Origin of the sequence: Cellulosimicrobium sp. KWT-B, assembly GCF_002127155.1 — a bacterium.
In the GTDB taxonomy this organism is placed as follows: domain Bacteria; phylum Actinomycetota; class Actinomycetes; order Actinomycetales; family Cellulomonadaceae; genus Cellulosimicrobium; species Cellulosimicrobium funkei.
The window spans coordinates 692,925-710,787 of sequence record NZ_NEDO01000002.1 but is presented as its reverse complement, the minus strand read 5'-3'; the positions used below and the strand labels follow the sequence as shown (position 1 = coordinate 710,787).

The following is a 17,863-nucleotide window of genomic DNA, read 5'->3' as shown; positions in this document are numbered from 1 at the left end:
GCTGGGATCTTGTTCGACCCGATGTATCGAGTCGATACATCGACAGGTTAGGTCGTCCCGATGTGTCGTGCAATCCTGACCGCACTGTGACACGCGTCGTCGGGCATGTGAAGAACTCGCGGAGGCGGCGGGACGCCCGGGCGAATCAATGGCGGACGATCCCGCTCACGGTGCGCTGAACCCTTGTCGGGACAGGGTGACGCCCTATTGTTCAGGGTGGTCCGGCGTGCGCCGACCTCGTGCCCGACGGCGGCCCGCCCCCGAGGCGGGGCCCGTCCCGTCGGTCAGGTGGTCTCCGCACGGCGGCCCACGGGCGGGCCCGCGGTCGACGCGAGCCGGCTCCTCGATGCCCCCCAGAGGAAGGTAGACCGTGGCGCGATCCACGAGGACGAACGGACGGACGACCCCGCGCGGGCGCCGTCGGTTCTTCAACTACCCACGCTCGCACGTCAAGGGCGTCCGCCGCTGGCTGCCGTCGTGGCGCGTGGTCGTCGGGACCATGCTGACGGGCATCGCGCTCGTCGCGGGCGTCGCCGTCGCCGCGTGGTACACGACCGACGTGCCGACGAAGCTGCCCAGCGTCGGCGCCCAGACGTCGACCGTCTACTGGGGCGACGGCACGACCGAGATGGGCAAGTACGCGGTCGAGGACCGCGAGATCGTCGACTACGCGACGCTGCCGGAGTACGTCGGCAACGCGGTCGTCGCGTCCGAGGACCGCACGTTCTGGACGAACTCCGGCGTCGACGTCAAGGGCATCGCGCGCGCCTTCTACAACAACATCAAGGGCGGCGGCCGTCAGGGCGCGTCCACGCTGACGCAGCAGTACGTCGAGCGGTACTACACGAACACCGTGACCGACTACGCGGGCAAGGCGCGCGAGGCGATCCTCGCCGTCAAGATCACCCAGAAGCAGGACAAGCCCGAGATCCTCGGCAACTACCTCAACACCATCTACTTCGGTCGTGGCGCCTACGGCATCCAGGCGGCCGCCAAGAAGTACTACGGCGTGAACGCCGCCGACCTCACGGTGTCGCAGGCCGCGATGATCGCCGGCATCATCCCCAGCCCCACCAACTGGGACCCGGCCGTCAACCACGCCCAGGCCGAGGAGCGGTGGCAGCGGACGCTGCGGAACATGGAGGAGGACGGCCACATCACCGCCGAGGAGCACCAGGCGGCGGTCGCTGCCGGTTTCCCCGAGGCGGTCGAGTACGTCAAGTCCCAGAAGTACGACGGCCCGACGGGCTACCTCCTCGCCATGGTCGAGCAGGAGCTGGCCGGCGAGGGGATCGGCATCAGCGAGGACGCCCTCACGAGCAAGGGCTACAAGGTCACGACGACGATCGACCCGGCCATGCAGCAGGCCGCCGTCGCGACGGCGGACTCGCTCCCCCAGGAGGGTCGCGACGAGAACCCCGTCTCCCCGAACCTCCGGACCGCGATCGTCTCCGTCGACCCGAACGACGGGTCGATCCGCGCCCTCTACGGCGGCAAGAACTTCCTCGAGAACCAGTACAACAACGCGACCCGCGGGGCCGCGCAGGGCGGCTCGACGTTCAAGCCGTTCACGCTCATCGCGGGCCTGGAGAACGGGCACACGCTCGACGAGCGCTTCGACGGCAACTCGCCCAAGACCTTCCCCGGCGCCGACAACGGCGAGGACTGGAAGGTCCGCAACTTCGGCGACCACGACTGGGGGAACGTCGACCTCACCGAGGCGACCGCGCAGTCGGTGAACACCGCGTACGCGGAGCTCAACCTCGAGGTCGGTCCGGAGAAGACCGCGGACGTCGCGGCTCGCCTGGGCATCAAGGCGGACGTCGGGTCGAACCTGGCGAACGTGCTCGGTGACGCGACGGTGACGCCGCTCGAGCTGACCAACGCGTACGCGACCATCGCGGCCCAGGGTCTGAAGGCGACGCCGCACATCGTGGCGTCCGTGACCGACTCGCGCGGCAACCTCGTCTACCAGGCGCCGGGCGCCGACGACCGGACGCAGGAGTTCGACCCCGAGGTGATGGCCGGGGCGACGTACGCGCTCTCCCAGGTCGTCGAGACGGGGTCGGGCAAGCCCGCGCAGGCGATCGGTCGTCCCGCGGCAGGCAAGACCGGTACGTCGACGGACAACAAGTCCGCGTGGTTCGCCGGCTTCACCCCCGGTCTCGCGACGGTCGTCGGTCTCTACCAGTCCGGCCCCAACGGCGAGCAGGAGCAGATCACGCCGTTCGGCAAGTGGGTCAACAGCGAGATCACCGGTGGCTCGTGGCCGGTCGAGGCCTGGACGTCGTACATGCAGACCGCCGCGGCGAACCTGCCGGCGGGGGAGTTCCCGGACTACACCCCGCCCAAGCCGAAGCCGACGGAGACGCCCACCGAGACCCCGACGGAGACCCCGTCCGAGGAGCCGACGCCGGAGGAGACGGAGGAGCCCCAGCAGCCGGAGAACGTGGCCGTGCCGTCCGTCGTCGGCATGGAGGCGCGCGCCGCGCGCGGCCAGATCGAGGCCGCCGGCCTCAAGGTGCGGATCACCGAGGAGTTCTCCGACCAGCAGCCGCGGGGCTACGTCATCAGCCAGTCCTCGATGGACCAGGTGCCGCCGGGGTCGACCATCGCGCTCGTGGTCTCCAAGGGGACTGATCCGGGCCAGCAACCGCCGCCCGAGACGCCGGATCCGGAGGATCCGGACCCGTCGCCCACCGACACCGGGAACCCGGGTGGTGGAGGCAACCCCGGCGGGGGCAACGGCAACGTCGGCGGCATCATCCCGGGCAGGGGCTGACCGGCCCGTCGCCGCAGATTTCCGGGCGCCCGCGCCGAGCGGGTACCCTGGGGAGCTGCCGTCCGCCCGTCGGACGGCAGCAGCATGAAGCATGAACCCTCCTGTCACGGAGAGACCGTGACCGCGAAGACCAGAGGAGGTGGGTTATCCGCATGCGTCAGTACGAACTGATGATCATCCTCGACCCCGAGATCGAGGAGCGCACCGTCGCCCCGTCGCTCGACAAGTACCTGTCGGTCATCAAGACCGACGGCGGCTCCGTCGACAAGGTGGACATCTGGGGTCGTCGCCGCCTGGCGTACGACATCAACAAGAAGTCCGAGGGCATCTACGCGGTCGTCGACTTCACGTCGACCTCCGACACCGCCAAGGAGCTGGACCGTCAGCTCGGCCTCAACGAGGTCGTCCTGCGGACCAAGATCCTGCGCACGGACGCTCGCTGATCCTCCCCGCTTCCCCCGTTCGACCGTCCTGCACCGGTCTGCTGCACGCCGTAGCGCGTGTGGGCGCCGCGTGGTGGGATGAGCGACGCGAGAACGTTACGAGCGAGGCGCACGGCGCCGTCGACGACACAGACGACACACGAAGGAGCTGGCCATGGCAGGTGACACCGTCATCACGGTGATCGGGAACCTCACGGGAGACCCGGAGCTGCGTTTCACCCCCTCGGGTGCGGCGGTGGCCAACTTCACGGTGGCGTCCACGCCGCGGACCTTCGACCGCCAGTCGAACGAGTGGAAGGACGGGGACACCCTGTTCATGCGCTGCTCGATCTGGCGCGAGGCCGCGGAGAACGTCGCGGAGTCGCTGACGAAGGGCATGCGCGTCATCGTGCAGGGCCGCCTCGTCCAGCGCTCGTACGAGACCCGCGAGGGGGAGAAGCGCACCGTCGTCGAGCTGCAGGTGGACGAGATCGGTCCTTCCCTGCGCTACGCCTCTGCCAAGGTCACCCGCGCCCAGCGCTCGGGTGGCGGTGGTGGCGGCTTCGGCGGCGGTGGCGGCTACGGAGGTGGCGCCAACTCCGGCGGTGCCTCCGGCGGCGGATTCAGCTCCGGCGGCGGTCAGCAGCAGAGCGACGACCCGTGGGCCACGGCTGGTCCCGCGTCGTCCGGTGGCTCGTTCTCCGACGAGCCCCCGTTCTGATCGTCCGCCACTCCCAGAACACACACCCGTCCCCGCGGGTGCCGCGCCGCTCGTCGGCGCGGTCCGCGCGCGGGGATCGCACCTTGTAGAGGAGCAACACCATGGCGAAGCCTGTGGTGCGCAAGCCCAAGAAGAAGTCCAACCCGCTGAAGTCGGCCAAGATCGAGTCGGTCGACTACAAGGACACCGCGCTGCTGCGCAAGTTCATCTCCGACCGCGGCAAGATCCGCGCGCGTCGCGTGACCGGCGTCTCCGTCCAGGAGCAGCGCCAGATCGCCCGTGCGGTGAAGAACGCGCGCGAGATGGCGCTGCTGCCGTACACGTCGACGGCTCGCTGAGCGGGAAGGGAGAGAACTCATGGCCAAGCTGATCCTGACCCACGAGGTCACCGGTCTCGGTGAGCCCGGCGACGTCGTCGAGGTGAAGGACGGGTACGCCCGTAACTTCCTCGTCCCGCGCAAGCTCGCCACGCCGTGGTCCAAGGGCGCCGAGTCGCAGGTGACTGCGATCCGCAAGGCGCGCAAGGCCCGCGAGATCGCGTCGCTCGACGACGCGAAGGCGATCCGCGACTCGCTGCAGTCGAAGCCGGTCGTCGTCGAGGCGAAGGCCGGCGCTGCCGGTCGCCTCTTCGGCGCCGTCACGACGGCGGACATCGCGTCCGCCGTGACGGCCGCCGGTGCGTCGGTCGACAAGCGCAAGATCGAGATCGGTCAGCCGATCAAGGCGACGGGGGACTACACGGTCTCCGTCCGCCTCCACCCGGAGGTCTCCGCGACCCTCGCGGTGAAGGTCGTCGCTGCCTGATCTGCTGCTGAGCAGTCCGCGAAGGTCCGGCCCCTCCTCGGAGGGGCCGGGCCTTCGTCGCGTCCGGCCCCGTCGTGCTCGGCTGCGCGCGCCGAGCCCTCAGGCGGTGCCGGTGACCATCCAGGCGCTCCCGCGCGCACGGAGCCCGGTGGTGACGGCGCGCGCCGCCATGAAGACCCCCGCGAAGGCGAGCCAGAGCCACGCGAGGCCTGCCGCGCCGTCGGGCGCCCAGTGCCGGACGGCGAGCGCGAACGGCGCGTAGACCACGAGTGTCAGCATGCCCGCCCAGGCGAGGAAGCGGCCGTCCCCGGCGCCGATGAGGACGCCGTCGAGCACGAACACCCACCCCGCCATCGGCAGGAGGACGCCGCACACCGCCATGCCGACGGCGACGGCGGTGCGCACCTCGGGGTCGGACGTGAAGAGGAGCGCGAACCACCAGCCGCCCGCGGCCATGACGACGCCCAGGCCTGCCCCGGCGGCGACGCCCCACTGGAGGGTGCGTCGCAGGACGGCGCGGACGCGCGGGACGTCGTCAGCCCCCAGCCCGTGCCCGACGAGCGCCTGCGCCGCGATGGCGAGCGCGTCGAGCGCGAACGCCGCGAGCCCCCAGACGGAGTTCACGACCTGGTAGCCCGCGAGGGCGACCTCCCCGAGCCCGGTCGCGACGAACACGGTGAGGAGGATGGCGAGGCGGAGCGAGAGCGTGCGCACGAAGAGCGGGGCGCCGGCACGCGCGTTGGCCCAGATCCCGCCCGCGGCGGGCCGCAGCGACGCGCCGTGCCGCCGGGCGCCGCGCACCACGACCACGACGAGCACCGCGCCCATGGTGAGCTGGGCGACCGCCGTCCCGATGCCGGACCCGGCGATCCCGAGCCCTGCCCCGTAGACGAGCACGACGTTGAGGACCGCGTTGAACGTCGCGCCGCCCGCGGCGACCCACAGGGGCGTCCGGGTGTCCTGCATGCCGCGCAGCACGCCGGTGGACGCGAGGACGAGGAGCATCCCGGGGAGCCCGAGCGCGGACCAGCGGAGGTACACCACGGCGTGCTCGGCGACCTCACCCGTGCCGCCCATCGCGCCGACGGCCCACGGTGCCGTCGTCCACAGGACGGCCGCGAGGAGCGCACCCAGCCCGACGGCGAGCCAGAGGCCGTCGATCCCGGACTGGAGCGCCTCCCGCGTGTGGCCGGCGCCGATGCGGCGCGCGACGGCGGCCGTGGTGGCGTAGGCGAGGAAGACGCACAGGCCGACGAGGGTCACGAGGAGGGTCGACGCGAGGGAGAGGCCAGCGAGCTGCGCGGTGCCGAGGTGGCCGACGACGGCGCTGTCGACGAGCACGAACAGCGGCTCGGCCACGAGCGCGCCGAGCGCCGGGACGGCGAGGGCGAGGATCTCCCGGTCGAGCCAGGACCGGGCACGGCGACCTGTGGACGACGCATCGGGGCCGGACGACGGCCCGATGTCGTCGGGGTGGCCGGACGGTGTCCGGCGTGTCGTCGGCGTGTCGCCCGACTTTCTTTCTTCCACACCCCTGAGGGTAGTGATGAGGCTGGTCAGAGGCCGCTCACGGCGATGTACACAGGAAGATCGTGAGGTTGTCCACACCGTTTTCCACCGGGTGTGCACAGTGTGGGGGACTGTGTCCACAGGAACGGGGGTCCCTGTCCACCGGGCGTGCACAGGGCCGTTTGCAGGGCGTCCGGTCGCGATCTAGTGTCGCGGGGTCGTGCCTGTCGGAGGCGGGGGGCGCGGCCACCGGGACAGTCGTGTGGGTGGCCCGCGGTAGAACACGTGTACGACGAAGAGTGGTCCCGGTCGTGCGGTCCCGCAAGGGCCGTTCCAGTCCCGGGGGAGCGAGGGGCGCATGTCGATCGAGGAGCTCGAGGAGAGCTACGGGGGACCGGGGCCGTCGGGGTTCGACCGGACGCCGCCCCAGGACGTCGCCGCCGAGATGAGCGTGCTCGGCGGCATGCTGCTGTCGAAGGACGCCATCGCGGACGTCATCGAGCAGATCCGCGGCTCCGACTTCTACCGCCCGGCGCACGAGATCGTCTACGAGTCGATCATCGACCTCTACGGTCGCGGCGAGCCCGCCGACGCCATCACCGTCGTCGCGGAGCTCACCAAGCGCGGCGAGCTCCAGCGCATCGGCGGCGCGCCCTACATCCACGACCTCATGGCCGGCGTGCCGACCGCCGCCAACGCCGGGTACTACGCGCGCATCGTCCGCGAGCGTGCGGTCCTGCGCCGTCTCGTCGAGGCGGGCACGCGCATCGTGCAGCTCGGCTACGCGACCGACGGCGGCGACGTCGACGAGATCGTCAACAACGCCCAGGCCGAGGTCTACGCCGTGACGGAGCGGCGCACCACGGAGGACTACCTCCCGCTCGCCGAGATCCTCGGGCCCACGTTCGACGAGATCGAGGCCGCCCAGGGGCGCGGCGAGGGCATGACCGGCGTCCCCACCGGCTACTCCGACTTCGACCGGCTCACCAACGGCCTGCACCCCGGCCAGATGATCGTCGTCGCGGCGCGGCCGGCCATCGGCAAGGCCCTCGCGCTCGACACGCCCCTGCCCACGCCGTCGGGCTGGACGACGATGGGCGAGGTCGCGGTCGGCGACCTGCTGGTCTCCGCGGACGGGACGCCCACACGCGTCGTCGCCGCGACCGAGGTCATGGTCGACCGCCCCTGCTACGAGGTCGAGCTCGACGACGGCACCGTGATCGTCGCGGACGCGCAGCACCAGTGGGTGACCTCGACCCGTGCCCAGCGACGCGCGGTCCGCGCCGGCGAGACGCCCGAGTCGTCCGTCCGCACGACCGAGGAGCTCGCGGCCACGGTCCGTTGTGTCACGGCGGACAACCGTGCGAACCACTCGATCGCCACGACTGCACCGCTGGACCTTCCTGAGGCCGACCTCCCGATCCACCCCTACGCGCTCGGGGTCTGGCTGGGCGACGGTAGCTCTCGGCGCGCCGAGTTCACGTCCGCCGACCCGGAGATCGCGATGCGGATCGAAGGGCTGGGCTACGTCGCACAGCCGAGCGCGGACGACCTGCTCGCGCTCGGCCTGCCTACGGCCGACGAGATCCCCGTTGCCTACCTGCGCGCGAGCGAGACGCAACGACGCGAGCTTCTCGCGGGTCTGCTCGACACGGACGGGACGGTCACGCCGCAGGGAAGCGTCCAGATCTCGCTGACGAGCGAGCGCCTCGCGCTGCAGACGCGAGAGCTGGTCCTGTCCCTGGGATACCGCACGGGGTGGTCGACGAGGGCCGTCCAGGGTCGGGCCGAGTCCTCGTCCACGGCGTACACGATCACCTTCACGACCGAGGACGACGTTTTCTGGCTGGAGCGCAAGCGGCTCGTCCACAAGGAGCGACGTCGCCCTGGGACGGCGCGGCTCACCTCGCGGTTCGTGGTCGACGTCCGACGCGTCGACCCGGTGCCGGTGCGCTGCGTCGAGGTGGACCACCCGTCGCACCTGTACCTCGCGGGGCGGTCGATGGTGCCGACGCACAACTCCGTCCTCGGCATCAACGTCGCGACGCACGCCGCGGTGCACCACCAGATGGCGGCCGTCATCTTCTCCCTGGAGATGAGCCGCAACGAGATCACGATGCGTCTGCTCGCCGCCGAGGCGAAGGTGCCGCTCACGCGGATGCGCTCCGGGAAGATGGACGAGCAGGACTGGCAGAAGCTCGCCTCCACGATGGGCAAGGTCGCCGAAGCGCCGCTGTTCATCGACGACTCGCCGAACATGTCGCTCATGGAGATCCGGGCCAAGTGTCGACGGCTCAAGCAACGGCACGACCTCAAGCTCGTCGTCATCGACTATCTCCAGCTCATGAGCTCCGGCAAGCGCGTCGAGTCGCGCCAGCAGGAGGTCTCGGAGTTCTCGCGTGCGCTCAAGCTGCTCGCGAAGGAGCTCGAGGTTCCTGTCATCGCGATCTCGCAGCTGAACCGTGGTCCTGAACAGCGTGGCGACAAGAAGCCGCAGATGAGCGACCTGCGTGAGTCGGGCTGCCTCACCGAGGACACGAAGATCCTGCGCGCGGACACCGGCGCGGAGACCAGTCTCGGTGAGCTGTTCGCGCTCAACGCCAAGGACGTCCCCGTGTGGGCGCTCAACGACCGGCTCCAGTACGTGCGCCGTCACCTCACCCACGTGTTCCCCACCGGAGTGAAGCCGGTGTTCAGGATGCGCCTCGCGTCGGGCAAGGAGATCGAGGCGACGGCGAACCACCCGTTCCTCACCTACGACGGCTGGACGGCGCTCGGGGACCTGGAGGTGGGCTCACGCATCGGTGTGCCGCGCCACGTACCGGGGCCGGAGCGGAACCTGGAGTGGGACGACCGCAAGGTCGTCATGCTCGCGCACCTCCTCGGTGACGGGTCGTTCGTGAAGCGCCAGCCGATCCGCTACGCCTCGATCGATGAGCGGAACCTCGCGACCGTCTCCGAGGCTGCAGGCGCTTTCGGCATCACCCCGATCCGCGACGAGTATGCCGCCGCAAGGGTCACGACCCTGCGCCTCCCGGCGCCCTACCGTCTCGCTCGGGGTCGCCGGAACCCCATCGCCGAGTGGCTCGACGACCTGGGCCTGTTCGGGGCGCGCAGCCACGAGAAGTTCATCCCGACGAGCGTCTTCCACCTGCCTAAGCGTCAGATCGCGCTCTTCATCAAGCACATCTGGGCCACGGACGGCTCGGTGACGATCAACAAGAACGGGCGCAGCGGTCGGATCTACTACGCTTCGACGTCCCGTGAGGTTGTCGACGGGCTGTCGCGCCTCCTGCTCCGCTTCGGCATCTCGACGCGCGTGCGCATGGCGACACCTAAGGGGTCGTACCGCCCCGGGTACACGCTCGACGTGAGCGGGGTGGATGACCAGCGCCGCTTCCTCCAGGAGATCGGCGTGCACGGCGACCGCGGCGATGTCGCCGAGAAGCTGCTGACGATCATCCGCGAGACGCGGGCCAACACGAACGTCGACACCGTCCCGCCCCGAGTCTGGGACGACGTCCGCGAGATCCTTGTCGAGCGAGGCATGACGCACCGCGAGTTCGCGGCAGCGATCGGCACCGAGTTCTGCGGCAGCGCGCTGTGGAAGAACTCCCCGTCGAGGCACCGCCTCGGCAAGATCGCGGCTGTGCTCGAGAGCGAGGAGCTGGAGATCATGGCCGTCAACGACCTCCTGTGGGACGAGGTCGTCTCGATCGAGCCGATGGGGGAGAAGCAGGTCTACGACGCCACAGTCCTCGACGGGCACAACTTCGTCGCGAACGGCATCGCGGCACACAACAGCATCGAGCAGGACGCCGACGTCGTGATCCTGCTCCACCGCGAGGACGCCTACGAGAAGGAGTCGCCGCGCGCGGGCGAGGCGGATCTCATCGTCGCCAAGCACCGTAACGGCCCCACCGACACGATCACCGTCGCGTTCCAGGGCCACTACCAGCGCTTCGCCGACATGCAGATGTAGCGACGTGTTCTTGCCGTGTTGGTGTCGAGATGCAGACTGCTTTGACCGATCCTTCGTCTAGTCAATTCGCAAGGGGGTCGGCTGCTCGGAACGCGCTTGGGCGGTGCGCCGCGTCTGGTGGATGTCAGTGGCTCGTCAACGTCCCCCAACCACTGTGACACCACTGTCCGTGCTGACGATGGCTCGCGCGCGACCGAGAACTGGCGTCGCGGGAGGGCTGCCTCGTGCCGCGCGGCGAGGGGATCCCGAGGCCGGATGCGGTCGGTGGATAGTGCTACGGGGGAGTGGGGCGGATGCCCTCGCCGAAGTCGGGTGTTGGGCCGCCTGGGCGAGCGCGGTGGGTCGGCGCGGGGGAGGCGTGCGATCGAGGCCTGGACATTGGCGGCGAAGATGCCCAGAATCTGCCCGGGTCTGTTGAGTACCCGTGTGGCGTCCCGGCTGCCTCGTCCCTCGTTGCGGCTGGGACGTCCGTGTTGATGGTCGGTGTTGACGGTGAGTCCGGCTGCTTGCAGTCAGCGGTTGGGTCCGCTGAGCAGGCCGAGTTGCTGGGCGCGGGCGAGGGCTGCGGCGCGGCGTGAGACGCCGAGCTTGCGGTAGATGCTGCGGATCTGGGTGCGCACGGTGGCCGGGGAGACTTCGAAGCGTGCCGCGGCCTGCTCGGCGGTGTCCCCGGCGGCGAGTGCAGCCAGGACTGCCTTCTCGCGTCGAGACAGTCGCACGACCATGGTTTCTCGGGGGATGTTGACGCGTGGGAGTTTCCGGTTGATGAGCGGGTCGGGGATGCCGGTGAGTTCGGCGAGCTGGTTCAGGTCGTCGGGTTCTGCGGCGAGGAACGGCTTGACGTGGGCGGCGCCGGTCCGCAGTGCCATGGCCTTGCGGAAGGCGGCGGCGGCGTGGTGCTTGTTGCCGGTGCGCAGGTGCGCGACAGCGGCGGCGAGCTGCAGGCTCATCAGGTCAGGCACGGGGATCTGGACCTGTTCGAGAGCCTGTGCCGTGTAGCGGATCGCCTCGTGGGGTTCGCCGGAGACGATGTGTGCCCAGGCGACGTGCTGCTTCAGGGACAGTACGTCTGGGTGGCGGTCAGCGAGGTGGAGGAGCCGGTTGCCTTCCTGGGCGCGCAGCAAGAGCTTGGCCTCAGAGCGCAGGATCAGCTCGCCGGCGAGGGTGGCGGGGTGGGGGTCGAGCGCTCCGTGCAGGGTTCGTACCTCGTCGAGCTTGACGAGGCCGGCGTGCGGATCTCCGAACACGGCGTCGTAGCTGGAGTGGGCGTAGGCGATGAAGGGCCACAGCTCCAGGCTCTGCGTCGGGGGCCCGACCTGGTCGAGCGCCTGGCGGGCCTTCTCGGTGTCGGCTTCCTCGATCGCGATGAGGGCTTGAGCGATCCTGGCTCCGACGGCAGTGAGGTGCTCGATCCAGTCGGGCAGGGGGCCGGAGTTCTCCAGGGTGGTGAGCCAGGTGCGGGCGAGGTCGAGGTGGCCGCGGTAGGCCGCGATGAGTGCGAGGTTGGCTACCGCGTTGGCTCCGGCGTAGTGCCCGTGGGGTGGGGGTCCGGCTTCGGCGTGCGCCCGGGCGTAGAGGTGGGTGGCGTGGTCGAGCCGGCCGGCGAGCATCGCGGTCACGCCGCGCTGGGTGGACAGCCACCCGGGCTTGGCCGCGACATGTCCCGGGGTCCAGGGCATGGCGTGCTTGCCGCCTCGCAGGACGAGCTGCTTGGCCGTCCAGGCGCCGAGCCGTTCGGAGTCCGCGTAAGCCCCTCGTAGGCGGGCAGAGATCACCGCGATCGTGCCTGCGGTCACGAGGTCGGTGGGCTTGGTGAAGGTTGCCAGGCGCCCGGCGTAGCTGCCGCCTTGATCGGCGTAGAGATGCCGGTGCTGGGCATCACACGCCTGGTGAACCCGTACGCCGCTCCGATGGACCTCCGTTGTCGACATGCCATGGAACGCCGGCGTGGCCGACGGCCGGATCTAGGCTCGGATCGGCGGCGCGAGAGCCGTGAGCAGCCGCAGGCGTTCGGCGGTCGCGCTGCCGGGCGCTGCGGTGTAGACGAGCAGCGAGTGCGACTGTTCCGGATCGAGCAGGGTCTGGCAGTTGAGCTCGAGAGGGCCGACGAGCGGGTGGAGGTACCGCTTGACCGGGCGTGGTCGCACGCCCACCTCGTGCCGGCCCCACACCGTGCGGAACTCCTCGCTGCGGTCGAGGAGAAGATGGGCCAGGTGGGCCGCGCGCGACTGCGGTCCCCGCAGGGCGAGCGCGCCACGCAGCCCCGAGGCGTACATCCGGGAGTAGAAGGCGTGGTCCTCCTCCGGGTAGAGGTCTCGCGCCGACGGGTCGGTGAACCAGCGGTACCCGATGCTTCGCGCGGGGCCCGTGTATCGGCGCAGGTCGCCGACGAGCGCGACGCCGGGGGGCGTCTGCCACAGCGTCTCGCCGAGCTCGGTGACGATCTCTGCCGGAGTGTCTTCCAGGCGCTCGATGATTCGCAGGAGCCCGGGGTCCACGTGATCGCCGGCCGCGCCGGGCTCGGGCGGGCGATGCCCGGCGAGCCGGAACAGGTGGTCGCGTTCCGCGCGTGACAGGTGCAGGCCCTGCGCGATCGAAGCGACCATCTGCTCCGAGGGTTGCGGGCCACGTTCTCGCTCGAGCCGGGAGTAGTAGTCCGTGGACATGTGGCACAGGCTCGCGACCTCCTCGCGCCGCAGCCCTTCGGTGCGGCGCCGCGATCCGCGCGGCAGGCCCACGTCCTCGGGCTGGAGTACGGCGCGGCGAGTGCGCAGGAAGTCGGCGAGCCCCGCTCTGTCGATCATGGGTCCATCGTCACGTGCCTGGGGCTGCCGAGCCACGGATCGTCAGGCCGTGGATGGCGTGCTGTACCTGGGTGAACCTGGCATGGGGCCGCACACCGCACGGCCCGACCGCGTCCAGCACCGAGGAGTCTGCATGCCCAGAACGAGCCATGACATCACCGTCCCCGACCTCACGGGTCGGCGCGCCGTCGTCACGGGCGCGAGCGACGGCGTCGGCCTCCAGATCGCGACCCGGCTCGCCGCCGCCGGTGCCGAGGTCGTCATGCCGGTCCGCAACCCGCGCAAGGGAGAGGCCGCGGCGGCGCGCATCCGAGCCGGACACTCCGCAGCCCGCCTGACGATGCGCGAGATGGACCTGTCCTCCCTCGCCTCCGTGTCCTCGTTCTCGCAGACGCTGCTCGACGAGGGCGAGCCGATCCACCTGCTCGTCAACAACGCCGGCGTCATGACACCGCCCGCACGGCAGGTCACCACCGACGGGTTCGAGCTGCAGTTCGGGACCAACCACCTCGGCCACTTCGCCCTCACCGGCCACCTCCTCCCGCTCCTGCGGGCCGGGCGGGCCCGGGTGACCTCGCAGTCGAGCGTTGCCGCACGCCGCGGACGGATCCGCTGGGACGATCTCCAGTGGCAGCAGGCCTACGACGGGATGGGGGCCTACCGGCAGTCGAAGATCTCCGTGGGGCTGTTCTCGCTCGAGCTCGACCGGCGCAGCAGGGCACAGGGCTGGGACGTCACGAGCAACGTCTCCCACCCAGGTGTCGCCCCGACGAGCCTGCTCGCGGCGCGGCCCGAGCTCGCACGTGACTCAGAGGCGCGAGGCCGACGCATGATCGAGTGGCTGTCGTCCCGTAACGTGCTCGTCGGGACCGTGCAGACCGCGTCGCTGCCGGCCCTGCTGGCCGCCACGTCCCCCGGGGCGCGCGGTGGTGCCTTCTACGGACCGCAGTGGCCGGGCAGCGCGGGCGGTCCGCCCGGGGAGCAGAGGCTCTGGTCGCCGTTGCGTGACATCGCGGACGCCGCGCGCCTCTGGTCCGTCTCCCAGGAGCTGACGGGAGTCAGGTTCGGCTGACGGACCGAGGAGCGACTCGCTCGGCGCACGGCGCCCGACCAGCGACGGTTGTCGACCACGCACTGATCCTCGCGTCGCGCCGTCGTTGTATGTAAACGAACGTGCAGTTATTATCGCACCTCATGACGACGTTCCACGCATTTCTCGGTTGCAGTCTCGACGGGTACATCGCCGGACCGAACGGCGAGCTCGACTGGCTGACGTCCTTCGACAACACGGGCTACGAGGACTTCTTCGGCTCGGTCCAGGCGCTGGCGATGGGGCGCGGCACCTACGAGGTGATGCTCGAGTCAGCCCCGGACTACTACCGGGGCATGCCTGTCCACGTCCTGTCCTCCACGCTTGCTCCGGGGACTCGGTCCGACATGGGTCGTTCGCCCGTAGAGGTCCACCCTGACATCCCTTCGTTGCAGGCGAGCCTCGAGGAGGCGGGTATCGAGCGCGTCTACGCCGACGGGGGGCGCACGGTGCAGGCGTTCCTGGGTGCCGGGCGCCTCGCGGACCTGACGGTGACCCGCGTTCCCGTGCTGCTCGGTGACGGTATCCCGCTCTTCGGCCCCCTCGCCGACACCGTGCAGGCGCAGCTGGTCGCCTTGCACGTGACCGACCAGGGTGCCGTGCAGTCCGTCTATCGGTTCCCCACCCGCTGATGCCCCGGCCCAAGGTCATCAGCGACGAGGCGATCCTGGTCGAGGTCCTTCACCTCGTCCAGAGGATCGGCCCCGAGCGCTTCACTCTCGCAGCGGCCGGGAAGCAGACGGGGTTGTCGCCCTCGACGCTGGTGCAACGGTTCGGGTCGAAGCGGGCGCTCCTGCTCGCCGCCGACCGATGGGCCGTGGAGCGCTGGGTCGGCGGCATGGACGCCGTGCCGGGAGGGAGCTCGGCTCTCGATCGGCTGGTCGCCGGGATGTTGTACACGGTGGACCCGGGGACGACGGCCGAGGAGATGGCCAACTCGGTGTCTCTGCTCCAGATCGGCCTGGCGGACAGCGAGTTCCACGCGTCCACGAAGGACGGTGCGTCGCGACTGCGGACCAAGATCCTCGAGCGGCTGCGCGAAGCCGCGGCGAACGCAGAGCTCCAGCCCGCCGTCGACCTGGAGAGCCTGGCCGAACTCATCGAGATCACCTACCACGGGGCGATGATCCGCTGGGCGATCCACCGCGACGGTCAGCTCGTCCGGTCCATGGAGGCAGCGTTCACCCAGCTCCTGCGTCCCTATCGAGCCTGAGCGCCGCGGGAACCGTCGAGAGCGACCTGACGCCGTCGTCCGCGCGACGCTGACCGGCAGCGAGACCGGGCTGCGCCGGGTCCGAGAGGGTGCTCCGTGGAACCAGCGACGGGTGCGCCGACCGGTTCACGGGTTCGCGCGGCCTCCGCCAGCAAGCCGCGCGCGGTACGGCCCGGGCTGCTCCACCGATTCGCCGGCGGACGAGTCATCGGGTCCTTCCTCGCATCCGACACGAGCCGCACGGCGCGCTCATGCAACGTGTCCGGGTACCTCCTCGGTGCTGCCATGACCCTCATCCTCCGTGGATCGAGAGCCTCCATGGGATCCGGGGCGGTTCAGGTCCCCGGCCCCGACGATCCTGCACGACGCCCGAGCCGACTCACGACGCGAGGGTCGCGGATACCGCGACGGCAGTAGATGGCTACGCCGATGAGCTGATCCCGAACCGAGAGGCCGAAGAAGAGCGTGACTACCTCGGCGAGGACGTGGATGCTTGACGCAGCCGGCTTTCGCCGACCACGCGGCGCTCGGCTCGACGACGACGAAGGAGGCAGATGGAGGGCGTCGATCTTGCTTCCCCAGCGGGCCGCACGGACCGCGGCGGGTGGCGCCGCTGCTTCCCGTGGCGGCGGTCCGGCGACGAGGACCGCTGGGACGGTCTTCTGGACGTCGCGCTGATGATCGCGGTGCTCGTCCGCGGGTGGCTGGTGGTCCAGGAAGGGGACGCGGCCGAGGGAGTCGTCCTGGCAGCGGTCGCGGTGGTGCTGGCGTTGCGACGCCGCCACCTTCAGGTCGCGACGGTGGCCGTGTGCGCCCTGACGGTCGTCGTCGCCGCGCTCGGCGCCGACCCGACGATGTATGCGGTGCTCACCTGCGCCGCGCTCTTCAGCGCGGCGATGCATGGTCGATCCCGCTCGGTCCTGATCCTGGCGGCAGGCGTCCTCGTCGTGCTGGCTCTCACCGTCGCCGAGGCCGGTGACGGCCCCACGCTCGTGGTGTCCTTCCTCACGGTCACCACCTGGACGGCGCTGGCGCTCGGGCTCGGCTCCGCGGTGCGCGCGAACCGGGACAACGTCCTGGCGCTGGAGCACGAGGCGACGGCGATCCGAGCCGCCCGGGTGAGCGAGACGGCCCGCCACGTCACCGACGAACGCCTGCGCATCGCGCGGGACCTGCACGATGCGGTCGCCCACTCGATCGCCGCGATCAACGTGCAGGCCGGCGCCGCGGAGCGACATCTTCACACCGACCCCGCTCGGGCCCAGGACTCGTTGAGACAGGTACGCAGCGCCAGCCGGACGGCGCTGCTGGAGCTGCGCGACATCGTCGCCGTGCTCCGGTCGACCCAGCGGTCGGAGGACGACGACGTGGTGAGACGTGTCTCGGCGTCCGGCGTCCCGGCGCTGCTCGCCGAGGCCAGAGCACGAGGTGACGCGGTCCGCGCGGACGTGGACGCCGATCTCGACGGGTTGGACCCTGCGGTGGGTGCGGCGCTCTACCGTGTCCTGCAGGAGTCGCTGACGAACGCTCATCGCCACGGAGACGGAGGCGTCACGGTGACTGTCCGGGACGAGAGCGACGCGGTCGTCGTCGACGTGGTGAACCTCGCGGCGGTCGCGCGAAGCCGACCAGTCGGCGGCTTTGGCCTGGTCGGCATGCGAGAGCGCGTCGAGCAGGCCGGTGGGCGGCTGGAGACTGGTGCCGAGGCCGGCGTGTTCTCCGTGCACGCGTGGCTGCCTCGGACGCGGCGCCCGGTGCGGCAGGGCGGCGAGGCTTCTCCGGACGCGACGTGGTGACGCGCGTCCTGCTGGTGGATGACCAGGTCATGATGCGCACGGGTCTGCGCGCGATCCTGGACGGTGTGGAAGGCATCGTGGTCGTCGGCGAGGCCGCGGACGGTGCTGATGCGATTCGCCAGGCCGTCGACCTGCGCCCCGACGTCGTGCTGATGGACCTGCAGATGCCGGGTGTCCACGGTGTCGAGGCCACGCGCCGGATGCGGAGCGACCCGCGGCTGAGCGCCACCCGCGTCCTCGTCCTGACGACGTTCGACGGTGACGCCGAGACGGTCGCTGCACTGCGCGCCGGCGCGTCAGGTTTCCTCAGCAAGGGCGCAGGGCCCGAGGAGCTGATCGAGGCCGTCCTCGACGTCGCAGGTGGTCGAGCGTCACTGTCCGCGCACGCGCTGAGCGTCGTGGTCGAAGACGCCTCCCGGCGACAGGCCCGCGACACGCGGGACGAAGACCTCGCGCGCAGGATCTCCACGCTGACGGCACGAGAGCGCGACGTGGTCGCGGCCGCCGCTCAGGGTGCGGACAACGGTCAGATCGCCGCTCGACTGTTCATCTCGCCCTTCACCGTCAAGACGCACCTGAACCGCGCGATGACCAAGCTCGGTGCGAGGGACCGGGCGCAGGTGGTCGTGCTCGCCCACCGGGCAGGGATGGTGTAGCGGCGATCGTGGTGCGGTTCCGTGCTACTGCGGTTGCAGTAGCACGTGCGTTCCACGGGACGACGCGTCGTGCACCGGTGCGCC

Annotated in this window: 14 protein-coding genes; 11 read left to right on the top strand and 3 right to left on the bottom strand. The window is 70.5% G+C overall.

The genetic code is table 11. The annotated features are described in order from the left end of the window. The first annotated feature begins 370 nt into the window (after window positions 1–370). The 5 genes from B9L22_RS09355 to rplI all read left to right on the top strand — a co-directional run bounded on the left by B9L22_RS09355 (window position 371) and on the right by rplI (window position 4,729). Entirely contained in the window at window positions 371–2,782 is a 2,412-nt protein-coding gene (locus B9L22_RS09355) for a penicillin-binding protein (RefSeq protein ID WP_086150116.1), read from the top strand. 152 nt (window positions 2,783–2,934) lie between these two features. Continuing rightward, complete coding sequence (gene rpsF, locus B9L22_RS09350) at window positions 2,935–3,225, top strand: 30S ribosomal protein S6 (RefSeq protein WP_009863694.1); 291 nt, start codon at window positions 2,935–2,937, stop codon at window positions 3,223–3,225. A 154-nt stretch (window positions 3,226–3,379) separates the two neighbouring features. Beyond that, on the top strand, window positions 3,380–3,925 hold the full coding sequence (locus B9L22_RS09345) for a single-stranded DNA-binding protein (RefSeq protein WP_021481583.1): 546 nt from the start codon (window positions 3,380–3,382) through the stop codon (window positions 3,923–3,925). 101 nt (window positions 3,926–4,026) lie between these two features. Further along, complete coding sequence (rpsR, locus tag B9L22_RS09340) at window positions 4,027–4,263, top strand: 30S ribosomal protein S18 (RefSeq protein ID WP_021481584.1); 237 nt, start codon at window positions 4,027–4,029, stop codon at window positions 4,261–4,263. A gap of 19 nt (window positions 4,264–4,282) precedes the next feature. Continuing rightward, the gene (gene rplI, locus B9L22_RS09335) at window positions 4,283–4,729 is read left to right on the top strand and encodes a 50S ribosomal protein L9 (protein ID WP_047230914.1); all 447 of its coding nucleotides are present in this window, start codon (window positions 4,283–4,285) and stop codon (window positions 4,727–4,729) included. A gap of 99 nt (window positions 4,730–4,828) precedes the next feature. Here the strand turns inward: rplI and B9L22_RS09330 are convergent, their stop codons facing one another. Continuing rightward, window positions 4,829–6,193 carry an MATE family efflux transporter gene (locus B9L22_RS09330; RefSeq protein ID WP_086150255.1) on the bottom strand — a complete coding sequence of 455 codons (1,365 nt, stop codon included), beginning with the start codon at window positions 6,191–6,193 and terminating at the stop codon, window positions 4,829–4,831. Window positions 6,194–6,596: 403 nt separating this feature from the next. On the opposite strand from B9L22_RS09330, the gene B9L22_RS09325 reads away from it, so the two are divergent. Then, window positions 6,597–10,220: a replicative DNA helicase gene (locus B9L22_RS09325; RefSeq protein ID WP_086150115.1), complete on the top strand. Its 3,624-nt coding sequence runs from the start codon at window positions 6,597–6,599 to the stop codon at window positions 10,218–10,220. Between the two features lie 512 nt (window positions 10,221–10,732). Here the strand turns inward: B9L22_RS09325 and B9L22_RS09320 are convergent. Then, window positions 10,733–12,151, bottom strand: coding sequence for a helix-turn-helix transcriptional regulator (locus B9L22_RS09320; protein WP_086150114.1), 1,419 nt, complete (start codon window positions 12,149–12,151; stop codon window positions 10,733–10,735). Between the two features lie 33 nt (window positions 12,152–12,184). After that, window positions 12,185–13,024 (bottom strand): helix-turn-helix transcriptional regulator, encoded by an 840-nt coding sequence (locus B9L22_RS09315; protein WP_086150113.1) that lies wholly within the window; start codon window positions 13,022–13,024, stop codon window positions 12,185–12,187. Window positions 13,025–13,157: 133 nt separating this feature from the next. Between B9L22_RS09315 and B9L22_RS09310 the strand changes: the two genes are divergently transcribed. The 5 genes from B9L22_RS09310 (at window position 13,158) to B9L22_RS09290 (ending at window position 17,779) form a co-directional block, all read left to right on the top strand. Continuing rightward, the gene (locus B9L22_RS09310; protein ID WP_086150112.1) at window positions 13,158–14,096 is read left to right on the top strand and encodes an SDR family oxidoreductase; all 939 of its coding nucleotides are present in this window, start codon (window positions 13,158–13,160) and stop codon (window positions 14,094–14,096) included. A gap of 122 nt (window positions 14,097–14,218) precedes the next feature. After that, window positions 14,219–14,746 (top strand): dihydrofolate reductase family protein, encoded by a 528-nt coding sequence (locus tag B9L22_RS09305; protein ID WP_143317215.1) that lies wholly within the window; start codon window positions 14,219–14,221, stop codon window positions 14,744–14,746. After that, window positions 14,746–15,327: a TetR/AcrR family transcriptional regulator gene (locus tag B9L22_RS09300; protein WP_086150110.1), complete on the top strand. Its 582-nt coding sequence runs from the start codon at window positions 14,746–14,748 to the stop codon at window positions 15,325–15,327. The genes B9L22_RS09305 and B9L22_RS09300 overlap by 1 nt, the downstream gene beginning before the upstream one ends. Window positions 15,328–16,004: 677 nt before the next feature. Beyond that, window positions 16,005–17,123 carry a sensor histidine kinase gene (locus B9L22_RS09295; RefSeq protein WP_158097183.1) on the top strand — a complete coding sequence of 373 codons (1,119 nt, stop codon included), beginning with the start codon at window positions 16,005–16,007 and terminating at the stop codon, window positions 17,121–17,123. Next, the gene (locus B9L22_RS09290) at window positions 17,120–17,779 is read left to right on the top strand and encodes a response regulator transcription factor (RefSeq protein ID WP_086150254.1); all 660 of its coding nucleotides are present in this window, start codon (window positions 17,120–17,122) and stop codon (window positions 17,777–17,779) included. Before B9L22_RS09295 ends, B9L22_RS09290 begins: the two co-directional genes overlap by 4 nt. Window positions 17,780–17,863 lie beyond the last annotated feature (84 nt).